Origin of the sequence: Streptomyces sp. ST2-7A (assembly GCF_021390475.1) — a bacterium.
In the GTDB taxonomy this organism is placed as follows: domain Bacteria; phylum Actinomycetota; class Actinomycetes; order Streptomycetales; family Streptomycetaceae; genus Streptomyces.
In genome coordinates this window covers 37,036-50,247 of record NZ_JAJUWS010000021.1, presented here as the reverse complement: position 1 = coordinate 50,247, position 13,212 = coordinate 37,036, and the positions used below count along the sequence as shown (strand labels likewise).

At 72.1% G+C, this 13,212-nt stretch carries 9 protein-coding genes; 7 read left to right on the top strand and 2 right to left on the bottom strand.

What is annotated here, in order from left to right; genetic code table 11:
- The first annotated feature begins 57 nt into the window (after positions 1 to 57).
- The 3 genes from LZF96_RS14490 to LZF96_RS14480 are packed head-to-tail and all read left to right on the top strand — an operon-like array spanning position 58 to position 4,828.
- Positions 58 to 1,512, top strand: a complete 1,455-nt coding sequence (locus LZF96_RS14490) for a glycosyltransferase family 4 protein (RefSeq protein WP_233871411.1) — start codon at positions 58 to 60, stop codon at positions 1,510 to 1,512.
- The gene (locus LZF96_RS14485; protein ID WP_233871408.1) at positions 1,509 to 3,359 is read left to right on the top strand and encodes a CpsD/CapB family tyrosine-protein kinase; all 1,851 of its coding nucleotides are present in this window, start codon (positions 1,509 to 1,511) and stop codon (positions 3,357 to 3,359) included. The genes LZF96_RS14490 and LZF96_RS14485 overlap by 4 nt, the downstream gene beginning before the upstream one ends.
- Positions 3,356 to 4,828 (top strand): hypothetical protein, encoded by a 1,473-nt coding sequence (locus LZF96_RS14480; protein ID WP_233871405.1) that lies wholly within the window; start codon positions 3,356 to 3,358, stop codon positions 4,826 to 4,828. The genes LZF96_RS14485 and LZF96_RS14480 overlap by 4 nt, the downstream gene beginning before the upstream one ends.
- 214 nt (positions 4,829 to 5,042) lie before the next feature.
- On the opposite strand, the gene LZF96_RS14475 is transcribed toward LZF96_RS14480, so the two are convergent.
- Positions 5,043 to 6,509: an O-antigen polysaccharide polymerase Wzy family protein gene (locus LZF96_RS14475; RefSeq protein WP_233871402.1), complete on the bottom strand. Its 1,467-nt coding sequence runs from the start codon at positions 6,507 to 6,509 to the stop codon at positions 5,043 to 5,045.
- Positions 6,510 to 6,986: 477 nt separating this feature from the next.
- Between LZF96_RS14475 and LZF96_RS14470 the strand changes: the two genes are divergently transcribed.
- From LZF96_RS14470 to LZF96_RS14455, 4 genes are all read left to right on the top strand, one after another.
- Positions 6,987 to 7,334 carry a hypothetical protein gene (locus LZF96_RS14470; RefSeq protein WP_233871399.1) on the top strand — a complete coding sequence of 116 codons (348 nt, stop codon included), beginning with the start codon at positions 6,987 to 6,989 and terminating at the stop codon, positions 7,332 to 7,334.
- Positions 7,335 to 7,510: 176 nt separating this feature from the next.
- Positions 7,511 to 8,176 carry an ABC transporter ATP-binding protein gene (locus LZF96_RS14465; RefSeq protein WP_233871579.1) on the top strand — a complete coding sequence of 222 codons (666 nt, stop codon included), beginning with the start codon at positions 7,511 to 7,513 and terminating at the stop codon, positions 8,174 to 8,176.
- A gap of 71 nt (positions 8,177 to 8,247) precedes the next feature.
- On the top strand, positions 8,248 to 10,377 hold the full coding sequence (locus tag LZF96_RS14460; protein ID WP_233871396.1) for a hypothetical protein: 2,130 nt from the start codon (positions 8,248 to 8,250) through the stop codon (positions 10,375 to 10,377).
- A 284-nt stretch (positions 10,378 to 10,661) separates the two neighbouring features.
- On the top strand, positions 10,662 to 11,852 hold the full coding sequence (locus tag LZF96_RS14455) for a glycosyltransferase (protein WP_233871393.1): 1,191 nt from the start codon (positions 10,662 to 10,664) through the stop codon (positions 11,850 to 11,852).
- 387 nt (positions 11,853 to 12,239) lie between these two features.
- On the opposite strand, the gene LZF96_RS14450 is transcribed toward LZF96_RS14455, so the two are convergent.
- Entirely contained in the window at positions 12,240 to 13,124 is an 885-nt protein-coding gene (locus tag LZF96_RS14450) for a glycosyltransferase family 2 protein (protein WP_233871390.1), read from the bottom strand.
- Between the last annotated feature and the right edge of the window lie 88 nt (positions 13,125 to 13,212).

The following is a 13,212-nucleotide window of genomic DNA, read 5'->3' as shown; positions in this document are numbered from 1 at the left end:
GGCGCGGCGTCGTCAGGGGAGGCGGCGGCCGGGGGAGGACCAGGGGAGGAGTCCGCGATGGCCCATGCGCGGTCGATCGGCGACGGGGCGGGAAACGCGGCGGGGGACGTGCCCGGAGAGGGCGCGGACCGGGCGGCGGACGGCACACCCGGGGCCGGGACGGTGTCCGGCACGCCGGGGGCCCCGCCCCCGGACACCCCCGGTGATCACGACGGCCCGGACGCCCCCGGCCCCCCGCCCGCCCGTCGTGAACGCCTGCTGTTGGTCTCCACCAACTACGCCCCCGAGAGCGCCGGCATCGGCCCCTACGCGGCCCAGATCGCCGAGGACTGGGTGACCCGCCGCGGCGCCGAGGTGCACGTTCTGGCCGGGATGCCGCACTACCCCGCGTGGCGCGTCGATCCCGCCTGGCGCGGCCGGTGGCGGGCCACCGAACTGCGCGACGGCGTCCGGGTGCACCGCCGCCGCCACACCGTGCCGACCCGCCAGACCGCCGTACGGCGCGGCCTGTACGAGGCGTCGATCCTGGTGGGCGGCCTGTTCCTTCCGCCCCGCGGCGGCCGCCCCGACGCGATCCTGGCCCAGATGCCCTCCCTGGCCGGCGGGGTGCTCGCCGCCCGGCTCGCCCGCCGCCACGGGGTGCCCTTCGTGCCGGTGGTGCAGGACCTGATGGGGGCCGCCGCCGCGCAGAGCGGCATCGACGGCGGCGGTCGGGCCGCCGCGGTCGCGACCGGTCTCGAACGACGGGTGCTCGCCGCCGCCACCCTGGTCGGCGTCATCCACGAGAGCTTCCGGGAGCGGGTGAGCTCCCTGGGCGTACCGACCGACCGGATCCGCCTGGTGCCCAACTGGGCCCACGTAGCCCGACCCACCGGCACCCGGGCCGACACCCGGGCCCGGCTCGGCTGGGAGCCGGGCCGCACCGTGCTGCTGCACTCGGGCAACATGGGCCTCAAACAGGGCCTGGAGGTCCTGGTGGAGACCGCCCGGCTGGCCCCCGACCTGTTGGTGGTCCTGATGGGGGACGGCAACCGACGGGCCCATCTGGTGGGGGCCGCCGCCGGCGTGCCGAACCTGCGGATCCTGCCACCCGCCGGGGACGCCGAGTTCCCCGATGTCCTGGCCGCCGCCGACGCCCTGATGGTCACCCAGCGGGCCTCGGTCCTCGACATGAGCGTCCCGTCCAAGCTCACCTCGTACTTCACCGCCGCCCGCCCCGTCATCGCCTCGGTGGCCGACGGCGGCGGCACCGCCGAGGAGATCCGCCGCTCCGATGCCGGATACCTGGTGCCGCCGGAGAACCCCGCCGCCATCGTCGAGGCCGCCCGCGAGATCGCCGCCGACCCCGCGACGGCCGACGCCATCGGCGCGCGCGGATTCGACTACGCCCGCACCCACCTGGGTCGCGAGGCCGGTCTGGCCCGGATCTCCGCCCTCATCGACGAGGCCCTGGCCGTCCACCGCCCGGATGCCCCGGACACCCCCGACGAGCGGAAGGAAGCCACCGCATGAGGGACCCGGTACCGCACCGCGAGGACTCCCGCGCCGGACACGGCCACGACGAACCCGACCAGTTGCGCGAGCAGTTCCGTCAACTGCTGCGCTACCGGCTGTTGATCGGCATCGGCGTGTTGGTCGGCCTGCTCGGCGGCGGCTGGCTCGGCATGGGCACCACCGACACCTACATCGCCGGCACCGAGGTGGTGTTGCGCGCCCCCACCCGGGACGCCTTCGACGGCGGCACCCTGGACCGGGTGGCGATGGGGTCCGAGCGCCGTACCGCCGTCAGCGGAACCGTCGCCCGGGCCGCGGCGGCCGAACTCGACCTCCCCGAGGAGGACGCCGACCGGGTCAAGGAGGGACTGCAGGTCACCAACCCGCCCAACACCGAGGTGCTGCGCTTCTCCTACACCGCCGAGGACCCGGCCCGCGCCGCCCGCTACGCCAACGCCTTCGCCACCGCCTACCTGGCGAACCGGCAGGCGGTGGCCGACCGGATGGTGGAGAACATGGTCGCCTCGCTGGAGGAGCAGCGCGAGCCCCTGCTGGAGGAGCGCGAGACCCTCGACTCCTACATCGCCGGCCTGCCCGAGGGGAGCGCGGCCCACGAGCAGGCGCTCGCCTCCCGCACCGCCCTCACCGCCCGGATCAACGACCTGAACGACCGGGTCCACACCCTCACCGCCCTGGACACCACCGGCGGCCGGATCATCACCGAGGCCGCCCCGCCCGCCTCGGCCTCCGGGCCGGGACCGGTGCTGCTCACCGCGCTGGGCGCGATGCTCGGTGCCGGCCTCGGGCTGCTCGCCGCCTGGCTCCGGCTGGTCTTCGACCCCCGGGTGCGCTCGGCCGGTGACGTCAGCCGTGCCCTGCGCGCCCCCGTGCTGGGGGTGTTGCCGCGCACCGCCCGCCCCGACTCCGGCCGGTTGTTCGCCGGCGGACGCCTGGCCGAGGAGTTCCGCTCGGTCGCCTTCCGGCTGGCCTACGACGAGACCTTCGCCAAGCGCCGCCGACTGCTGGTGGTGGCGCCGCGCGGCGGCATCGAGACACCCCTGACCACCGCCGTCAACCTCTCGGCGGCGTTCGCGGAGATGGGCATGGACGCCCTGCTCATCGAGGCGGACCTGCGCACCCCCACCCTCACCGACCAGTTGCGGCACGCCGACGGGGTGCGCCCCGGCTGGGCGAGTTCCCCCGGCGGCGACGGCGGGTGGCCCGCCGGCCGGCGGGTCCCGATCGACGCCGGGGAATCCGGCGTCTTCGACCTGGTGCCCGGCCGCCGGGTGCGCAACGTGCCGCGCGCCCTGACCTCGCCGGCCGCCGGCCGCCTGGTCTCCCACGCCGACGCCCGGGGAGCGGTGGTGACCGTACTCGCCCCCGCCGTGCTCTCCTACGCCGACGCCATCGCCCTCATCGACCGGGTGGACGGCGTGCTCGTGGTCTGCGACCCCGGCGAGGTGCGGCGCGACGACCTGGCCCGGGTGCGGGAGTTGGTCGTCGGGGCCGGAGGGATGATCCTGGGCGCCGTCCTGCACTCCCTGGGTGCCGGGGTGGACCGCTGGTCGGAACGGGAGGACGACCGGGACACCGACGGACCGGGTGACCCGGAGGAGGCCGACCTCCCGGACGGCGCCGAGGCCCGGGAGGGACACGAACCGCGCGGGCGGGCCCGGGAGAACCGGGACCGGGAGCTCCCCGGACCCGTCGGCCGACCCCGGCGCAGGGAGGGCGAGGACGCCCCCGGTACCCGGTACGGGGACCCCCGGACCGGCCCGCGCTCCCGCGACCTCGGGTCGGAGACGCTGGGGCTGCGCATCGTCGACCCCTCCGAACTCGAAGAACGCTCCCCCCGCCCGTGACCGGCGCCGTCGTGCCGGCGGCCCGGCCGGGGCGGGGCCCGGGGCGGGTCCGCACCGCCGTCCTCGCCTCCGTCGCCGACCAGGGCGTCGCGGCGCTGACCAACATCGCCGTCGTCGTCTTCGTGGCGCGCGGTGCGGACGCCGCCACCTTCGCCCACTTCGCCGTCGTCTACACGGTCTTCACCCTGCTGCTGGGGGCCTTCACCGCCTACGTGGGGCAGGCCCTGGTGTTGTGCCGGGGTGACACCGCCGAGCGGGCCCGGGAGTGCCGCACGGCCGTCGCCTTCACCCCGGTGGCCGCCGCCGCGTTCACCGTGCCGCTCACCGTGCCCGCCCTGGTGGTGCCGGGCGGGATCCCCTCCGGGTTGGCCGCCCTGGGCCTCGTCCTGCCGGTGGTGCTCACCCAGGACGCCCTGCGGTACGCCTTCTCCCTGCTGGGACGTCCCGGCAGGGCGCTGGCCGGGGACCTGCTGCGGCTGGCCGTCGTCCTCCCCGCCCTGGCGATGCTGCCCTCCGGCACGGGGACCTTCGGCACGGTGCTGGCCTGGGGGCTCTCCGCGCTGCCGGCGCTGGCGCTGGGGTTGTTCCTGCTGCGCCGGGCGATCGGCCCCGCGCGCCGGGTCCCGGAGACGGGTCCGGGCGGGACTCCGGGTGCGGACCCGGCGGGGGACCGCGGCGGTGAACCGATGGGGGACGGGCCCGCCCGCCGTCCGCTGCGCGCGCTGCTGGCCCGTGGCCACCTCGGACGCCGCTTCGTCGTCGAGTTCGGGGTGGGGAACGCCGGCACCCACCTGGCCGTGATCGGTCTCGGGGTGTTCGCCAGCCCCCTGGCGGTGGGCGCGCTGCGCGGCGCCACCACTCTCTTCGGACCGATGAACGTGCTGTACAACGCCGTCACCGGGTTCGGCCCGCCACTGCTCAACCGGCTCGGCGCCCCCGCCCGGCGGGCCCGGGCGGCGGCCGCGACCGGCGGGGCGCTGGCGGTCATGGCCGTCTGCTGGGGACTGGTCCTGTACCTGTTGCCGGCGGAGGCCGGACGGCAGGTGCTGGGGGAGACCTGGGACGCCGCCGCCGTGCTGCTGCCCGCCACCGGCACCCAGTACGCGATCATGGCCGCCGGCGTGTGCGGCCTGGTCACCCTACGGGTGCTGCGGCCCGGTGCCACCCTTCCGATCCAGGTGACCTTCTCTGCCCTGTCGGTGGTCTGCCTGGTGGGCGGCTACCTGCTGGGCGGGGTGCTCGGCGCGGCGTGGGGGCTGGTGGTGGGGTCGGCCGCCAAGTCGCTGGCCGCCTGGTGGCGGGTGCGCCGGGTGCTCCGCGACCCCGGCCCGGAGGGGGAGGCCGACCCGGGGGAGACGGCCGCTCCCCGCGATCCGGAGGGCCGGGCGGGGGCGGCTCCCGGCTGCGGGAGGACCCCCGCCGGTGTCCGGGAGGACGCCCGGGACGCCGGGGTTCGACCCCCGGTGTGATCCCGTCCCACCCACCCACCCGTCCCGTCCTACCCGGCCCGTCCCACCCGTCCCACCCGGCCCGGCCGGGTGGGACGGAGGTCCCGTCCGTTCCCGGGCGGTACCCGCCGGTGCGATCCGCATCGGCACCCGGCCGGGCGCGGGGCCCCTGCGGAAGGTCCGGGGCCCGGGCTGTCCCCGGCACGGAACCGCCGGTCCCGGAACGCCCCGGGCGTCACTCCAGGCGTCGGTGCGGATCGTCCCGGAAGGTCGTCACCAGCGCCAGGCAGAAGGCGGCGATCGCGATCCGTCCGGTGGCCTGCAGCAGCGGTCCGCGCAACAGGATGAAGGAGTACCCGGCGATCACCGGCACCACGATCGCCGGGATGTTGCCGGGCGAGGGGTCGTCCACCGTCCGCTGCACGTACCGTCGGTCGGTGCGGGCCGCCGCGTATCCCAACGCCAGGAAGCCCAGGGACATCCCCAACGGGCCGAAGTCCAGCCACAGTTCCGCCCACAGTGGGGCGGAGAGGTTGGTGTTGGTGGTGCCCATCCACTCGCCCACCCGCACCCCGGTGTCCACCGGCTTGTCCGACCACAGCGAGCGCGGTACGAAGAACAGCAGCGAGCCGCTGAGCTGTTTGCCGTAGGTGTGCCCGTTGCCGTCCTCGGCGTAGGTGATGGTGTTGGCGATCATGGGTACCTGGTCGTAGTCCTTGACCACCAGCGGTTCCAGCACCGAGCCCGCGTCCATCGGCCGGTGTCCGTCCTCGTCGTACCGGAAGCGGTCGGCGAAGGGGAAGACCAGCAGCGCCATCACCACGCCCAGCGCCAGCGACGCCCGGTACATCACCGGGCTGCGCGGGAACAGGGTGAACAGCAGGGCGAACATCACCGTGAGGAACCAGTACCGGGGATTCGACATCGGGTTGTTCACCACGATGTTGAGCACCACCAGTCCCGCCCAGGGCAGCAGCACCGACGGGCTGCGCCGTGCCCGCCGCGAGGTGACCAGCCAGCGGGTGGTCAACAGCAGCGCCAACAGCACCGGGACCGTGCCGAACCCGCGCAGCAGCGCGTTGCCGGCCTCGCCCCCGTCGCTTCCGCCGGACGCCTCCAGGCTCTCGCCCAGCTCCTGTCGACTGGTGAAGAAGACCTCCGGCCCCAGCGAGGCGATGAACACCAACGAGCCCGCGTACGCCACCCCGATCAGCAGGTACAGCCGGGTGCGGTGCACCCGCGCCGGCGGGCGGACCCGGTTCCCCAGCGTCGGCCGGTGCCGGGCGAGCATCGCCCCCACGTCGAAGGCCACCAACCCCAGCAGTACCAGGGTGGTCGCCAGGACGGTGTCCGACCGGGGGCCGAGCACCGGGGTCGGGTCCCGCCCCAGCACGCTCTGCGCGAGCGGGGCGATGCCCATGGCCAGGTAGCAGAAGAGCCAGAAGACGCCCTGGATCAGCCGGCGCCGCCCGGAGAGCACCATGGTGCACAGCCGTACGCCCGCGTAGCAGGCGAGCGCGAGCTGGAGGACGAAGGCGGTGTCCCGCACCCCCTCGCCCGACTGGGCCGCCACCGCCACGGGCATCACCGCGACGATGCCGAAGATCAGGGGCAGGGCGGTAGCGCGGGACAACTGGGCCCGGTCCCGGAGATCCCGCGGACCCACCGTCCGGCGCGGCCGGTCCGTCATCTCCACGGCCATCGCCGCCCCCTCCCCGCCGCGCCCGCGCCCCCCGGCTCGTCCGTCGGCACCACCCGAGGGGAGTCTAGTGCTCCGAGCGCTGGATGCCGGGCCGGTTGAATCCTTTCGGCGACATCCGTCCGAGTCCCCGGTGATGACGAGTCACACCCGGCGTGGCGGGGGTGCCCCGCGACCGGGAGGGCGAACGTTCCCACATCGGACCGGGACTCGGTCACCGTACGTGGCTCCATGTACCTGGCCTGATCATCTTTCTCTGTGACGGGATGAACAGCTCACCGTAACTATGGGTGGTGTCGAATGGGGGTCATGTCCGGAATGAATGAGAGGTGAAGTAACTGTGAGCAGGGATGATTCACTGAAATCGGCCAAGGTTGATCATGGCGTTGATCTCTCACTCCCCGGGGGGGGGATAGTTGCGGAGGGCATCGATCGATGCCTGCAAGTTACCCCTCAAGGGTTCGTTTCGGGAGGAAAAGCATGGCAATCGCCAGGCGTCTTGCGGTGGTTACTCTGGGGATAGGTGTTCTTCTGGGCAGTGCCCCGGCATTCGCGATTACATCCACGACCACTGGGTCGAAGGCCTATACATCGAAGTCGGGTGCGGGCGTCACCGACGGTCGTGCCAACGTCGAGGACACCAGCGCTGACAGTCGTGCGGCCTACGGTCAGTACGAACGAAAGTCTGCGCCGGGCGAGGTGCGTACGCTGTGGAACAAGAGCGGTGCCGGGACGACCGTGTACTCCGACGGTGCCCAGGTGTACAAGATTCGTGCGTGCCGTCAGGAGCAGTGGGGCCCCGACTCATGTGGAAACTGGGCCGCATGATCGCTCACCCGGTCCCGCTGACCGGGTCTGCTGAGAACGGATGACACGGGGTCCGCCGAACGCGGCGGACCCCACTTCCACGGAAAGGTGGTCCTCGCAGAGTGGGACCAGAGATGACGGCTCGAAACCGGAGGCTCCGCTCGACGGAGAATTCCGAGGTCACGGCGCCCCTGGAGATGTCCGGAGTGTCGCATATCGTCGGCGATCGCATGCTGTTGGTTGACCTGGAGCTCACGGTCGAGTCGGGTACGTCGGTGGCCGTTACGGGGCCGAGTGGCAGCGGGAAAAGTACGGTGCTCATGTGCGCGCTCGGATTGATCCGGCCGGACACCGGGGTTGTTTCGGTCGCGGGGCGCGACATGGTGGGACTCTCTGCCGGGCAGAGAGCGCGGCATCGTCGTGAACATTTGGGCATGGTGTTCCAATTCGGAGAGCTTCTACCCGAGTTGTCACCGGTGGAGAATGTGGCTCTGGCGGGTCTTCTGGCCGGGCAGGGGCGTCGGGTCGCTTTCGAGCGGGCCGAGGAGTTGTTGGAGGAATTGAAGGTTCCCGTCTCGCGTACGGTGACGGGGCGGCTCTCCGGTGGGGAGAGGCAACGGGTGGCCGTCGCGAGAGCGTTGGTCAATCAACCTGCCGTGCTTCTCGCGGACGAGCCCACCGGAGCCCTTGACCAGAGGATTCGGGATCAGGTCTGCGACATTTTGTTCGACCTTCCGGGAACCCATGGGTGTGCACTCGTGGTGGTGACACATGATGTCGAGGTGGCGAGCCGGGCGGACCGTCGGTTGGAATTGTGGAACGGGGTTCTGAGAGAACCCCGGGAGAAAGGTGATACCGAGTGACCCGGCGTGCCCTCGCCTCACAGTTGCTCCGGGTGGGTTGGGCCGCGGGAAGAGGGGCCAGAGAAGGCCGGTTGCGGTTCACCGCTCTGCTGATGGCCTCCTCATTGTTGACCATCGCGGTCTGTGCGGTCGTGGTCGCTTCCGTCGTCTATGAGACACGGGACGAGAAAGCGGCCGCCCGTAGTCCGAACACGTTGGCGGCGAACCCCGGGGAACAAGCGGTCGCACTGTGGGGATACACCTACGACACCATCGATGACCTTCAGTATTCGGTCATCTTCATCGCCCCCCTCGTCGAGGATGCCCCGCTGCCTCCGGGAGTCCCGCGGTGGCCCGGACCGGGCGAAGCGGTGCTCTCGCCCGCTCTCGTGGAGGCGGGACGGGGAGAGGGAATCACCACCAGGTGGGGTGAGACGGTCGGATTCATCGAAGAGGCGGGGCTCGAGTCCCCGGGCGAGTGGATCGCCTACGTGCGTCCGGACGCCTCCCACCTCGAGGATCCTCGACTGTTCGAAATCGTCGGATACGGAAACCCCGGTGGCGGCGGCATCGGAGAGCACACCCTGGTGTCTCCTCTATGGGCGCTCCAGACGACACTGCTGTGCCTTCTCGTGCTTCCCGCTCTCGTGCTCGTCGTCATCGCGGCACGTCTCGGGGCGACCGCGCGTGATCGGCGATCCGCGCTGATCGAGGCCCTGGGAGGGAGTTGGTCGGCGCGTGCGTACCTCAACCTCGGTGAGGCGGTGCTGCCGGTCTCCGTCGGCGCGGTCATCGGGCTCCTTCCCTGGGTGGTGGCCATGGGGCTCGACTACCGACTGCCGTTGACCGGTTTCATCATGCCGTCCATGAGCCTTCGGAGCGCCTGGTGGCAACTGTGTGCCGGAGGGCTTCTCGCCGCCCTTGTCGTACTGGTCGCGGTTGTCCTTCTGCACCGTTCCGGAAGAGGGCGGAGGGGGAAGAGGGGAGAACAGTCGGTGTCGCCGCGAGCGCGAGCGGAGAAGCAGCCCCGGCTGAAGGTTTTGCTCTGCCCGATGTTCCTGCTGCTGGCCACCCGTGGGCCGGATTTGATCGCCGCGAATTCCCCTTTCTGGTTCATCATCATCTACACGGTGGGCGTGGTCGGCACCTTGGTGACGCTCCCGGCGGTTGTTTCTCTGGTGATTTCCACCGTGGGGAGGGTACTTGCGAATTTCGGTGGGAGGAAGGGGGTCTCCAGCGCTCTCGTGGCCGGTCGGTGGATGGCCGCCCAGCCGGGAGTAACGGCACGCCTGGTGGCGGGAATCGTCATCGGTATCGGTCTCATGGGACAGGTTCAGGCCCATTCCAGTCGTATCAGTGAACCGATGATCGCGGCAGAGGAAACCCTCGAACGGGTGGGCGCCGGTGTCATCATGGTCAAGGCGCCGGAGGAATCCTCGCGTATTTCAAATTTTGTCGAGGCGTTACCGGAAGGGATTCTCACTCTGGGGCTCACTTGGCCCGACTCCGAGGGGGATAAATCTCTCTTGGCGCCGTGCTCCGTCCTGATCGAACTGGATCTTGCCTGTGACGGGCGGGCGGAGGTCAACCGCGCCCACCCGGATGGGAGATTGTCGGAACTGGCGAACTGGGAAAGCCCGAGTGGGAGGATCGTGGTCCGGGATGATTCCCCCACGGGTCACTCCGATCACCCGGTGGAACAACTGGTGCTGATTTCGGCGTCCGGCACGGACCTGCCGGTGGACACCGTGAAGGCCACCGCCTATCGTGAGGTTTCCCTGAGTCCGGGGGTCGGTACCCTCGGATATTCCTGGTACGGAGGGGCGAAGCAGCGAGCACAAACGGTTGATTGGGTCGTTCTGTTGGGTGTTGTCGGCCTGATCTCCCTGGGGGCTGGTGTGGCAATGAACAACGCCGGCGAGTTCCTGCGGTTCAGTCGTGCCGCCGCTCCTTTGACGGTGCTCACGGGGCAACGGAGGATTCATGCGGAAATCGCCGCCTGGGTCATCTGTCTCCCTCTCCTCCTGGCCACGGCTGTCGGTCTTCTCGTGAACTATTGGTTGGTGGCGCCGATGACGGTGCCGCTCATCGGCGCTCGCATCTCCGCGACCGGGATCGCCGCCATGGCGATCGTCGGCGTGGTCCTGGCGTTGGGCAGTTGGGTCGCGGGTACCGTCCAGGCGCTTCGGCAGGCCGCGCGATGGACGCCCGAGGCCGACTGAGGTTCCATCGGTGCCGGGCCCGATCACAGCTCGGGTGATCGGGCCCGGCACCGATGGACGTTCTACCGGCATCCGGGGACCACGCGCGAAGGGTGTGAATCGAGGGCCGGCCTTCGAGGGTGAAGGGGATGACCCACGGTGGGAACAGTCGGCGCCGAAGGCGCCGGACGGGGGTGGTTTCCGGACCTGCGTTCGGTCGAACGGGCCCCGGAACCAGGTGGGTTGACTAGGCTTGCCGGGTCGCGCCGCAGGGGAGGGCGCGCCTTTCGGGAGGGGAACCCATCGTGAGAGTCCTGCACGTCGTCACGCTGCACACGCCCACCCACGCCTTCGGCGGACCCACCCGGGTGGCGCTCAACCTCTGTCGCAGTCTGCGGGCCGGCGGGGACGAGGCCGTGGTCCTGGCCCTGGGGGACGGCTTCGCCGAGGACGGTGGGGGAGGGCCGGCGGAGTCCCTGCCGCGCCGGGTGGAGGGCGTGCCGGTCAAGCTCTTCCCCGCCCGCCACGTCCTGCCGCGTTTCGAGGTCAGCGGCATCACCTCGCCCGCGCTGCTCGCCAACGCCCCGGCGTACCTGCGGTCCGCCGACATCGTGCACGTCCACCTGATGCGCGACCTCGTCACCCTGCCGGTGGCCCTGCTCGCCCTCGCGCTGCGTCGCCCGCTGGTCCTGCAGACCCACGGCATGGTCGACCCCACCGACAAGCCGCCCGCCCGACTGGTGGACGTGCTGGGAACCCGCCGGGTGCTGCGGGAGGCCGACGCGCTGCTGTACCTGACGGAGGGGGAGCGCCGCGCCACCGCCGAGGTGGTCGCCCCCGCCCCACTCGCCCCCGCCCACCGACTGGTCAACGGGGTGCCCGAGCGGCCGGAGCCGCGCGCCGGCGAGCCCGGCCGTCCACCGACGATCCTGTTCGCCGCCCGGGTGCAACGGGTCAAGCGACCGCGCGACTTCGTCACCGCCATACCGACCGTGCTGGAGAAGGTGCCCGACGCCCGTTTCCTGATGGCCGGCCCCGACACCGGTCCCCTCGCCGACGAGATGCTCGCCCTCGCGGACCGCCTCGGCGTGGCCGACTCCCTGGAGTACCTCGGCGCCCTGGACCACGACGAGCTGCTGAGCCGGATGCAGGAGGCGGACGTGTACGTGCTGCCCTCCACCTTCGAGCCGTTCGCCGTCTCCATCCTGGAGGCGATGTCGGTGGGGCTGCCGGTGGTGGTGACCCGTACCGGCGGTCTCTCCCCGGACGTGGCGGCCTCCGGCGCGGGACGGGTGGTGGACAGCGACCCGGCCGAGGACGCCGACAACGGCGGGGCGGTCGGCCGGGCGATCCTGGAGCTGCTGGAGCCGGAGGCCCACGCGGAGGCATCCGCCGCCGGGCCCGCGCTGATCGCCGAACGGTTCACCGATGGCATCGTCGCCGACACCCTGCGCGGCGTGTACCGGGAGGTGCTGGCCCGCAGGGCCGCCGGCTGAGGGCCGGCCGGCCGAGGGTCGGTGGGATCGGTGGCCGGGTGGGAGAACGGTTCGGTCCGACGATCGGGCCTCCCCGGCGTCGGGTGGGGGTTGTCCCCGGCGCCCCGGCGCCCCGGTGCCCCGGTGCCCCGGCACCGACCGACCGCCGACCGGAAGCCGGGCGCGTCGGCGGTTCGGTCCCGTCCCCCACCTCGTCGACCCGGCGCGGACCATCGGGCCCCGGTCCGGCCGACCGGCAGGCCCCCGGCCGGATCCGCCGGGCCGGGGATCCGACCCGGACCGCCCGTCCCCCGTCGGGCCGTCGGGGGACGGGCGGGGCCCGTCGCGGCGGGACCGCCGTGCGCGGACATCCGGTGGCCGCGCCGGCCGCGCGCCGGACGAGTGCTGTCAGGCGGGTCGGCGCGGGAGTGCCCCCGACGCCGGACGTTCGCCGGCCGCCTCCCGCTCCAGGCGGTCCATCTCCCGGGCCCGCACCCCGATCTGCCAGCGGTACAGGCTCAGGCCCAGGGCGTAGTCGAAGCCGGCCCGCCCGTCCAGGAACCCCCGCTTGAGCACGTAGCCGTAGGCGAAGGAGACCAGCGGCTTGAACGGGGCGCGGTGGAACAGTTGTCCCGCCCGGGTCTTGGCGGTGCGGATCTGCTCGCGCACCTCCGGTCGGCACTCCAGCCACGCCTCCCACTCCGCGTACCGGTTGTGCCGGTCGAACCAGGTGCCCACCGGGTCCAGGTCGTTGTGTTCGAGGGTCCCCGACAGACGGTGCACCGGGTCGGCGAGCGGCTGGTAGTGACCCTCCTGCTCACCCATGCCCGGCGCCCCCAGGTCGTCCGGCTCGGGGAATCGGGTCCGGGTCCGGTCCACCAGCGCCCGCTTGACGATGGTGTAGCCGTGCCGCAACCGGCGCCCGGCGAACCAGTAGCCCAGCGGGATGTCGAAGGCCGCCGGACGCACCGGCCTGCCGTCCAGGAAGACGTGCCGCAGTTCGGCCAGCAGTTCCGGGCTCGGCGCCTCGTCACCGTCGACGAACAGCACCCAGTCGATGTCCGGCCGGACGTGGTCCAGGCACCACTGTTTCTTCTTGGGGTACTTCCCGTCCCAGGTGTAGGGGACCACCTCGGCGCCCTCCGCCTCGGCCAGTGCCCGGGTGGCGTCCGTGCTGTCGGAGTCCACCACGACCACCGCCTCGAAGTGGTCGATGACCGAGCGCACCGTCCCGGCGATGTTGCGCTCCTCGTTCTTGGTGGGGATCGCCACCACGATCGGCAGCCTCGTCATGACGCGCTCACTCCCTGCTCGCTCGCGGGGCTCTGCCCCGTGGTCGTGGCCGGTCGCCGCGGGCCCGTGGTCGGGTCCGCGGCGACCG

What these genes read in the sequence shown, in the direction of transcription:
- LZF96_RS14490 (WP_233871411.1), top strand. Translation starts at nt 58, where the DNA reads ATGGCCCATGCGCGGTCGATCGGCGACGGGGCGGGAAACGCGGCGGGG.
- LZF96_RS14485 (WP_233871408.1), top strand. Translation starts at nt 1,509, where the DNA reads ATGAGGGACCCGGTACCGCACCGCGAGGACTCCCGCGCCGGACACGGC.
- LZF96_RS14475 (WP_233871402.1), bottom strand. Translation starts at nt 6,509, where the DNA reads ATGGCCGTGGAGATGACGGACCGGCCGCGCCGGACGGTGGGTCCGCGG.
- LZF96_RS14470 (WP_233871399.1), top strand. Translation starts at nt 6,987, where the DNA reads ATGGCAATCGCCAGGCGTCTTGCGGTGGTTACTCTGGGGATAGGTGTT.
- LZF96_RS14465 (WP_233871579.1), top strand. Translation starts at nt 7,511, where the DNA reads ATGTCCGGAGTGTCGCATATCGTCGGCGATCGCATGCTGTTGGTTGAC.
- LZF96_RS14450 (WP_233871390.1), bottom strand. Translation starts at nt 13,124, where the DNA reads ATGACGAGGCTGCCGATCGTGGTGGCGATCCCCACCAAGAACGAGGAG.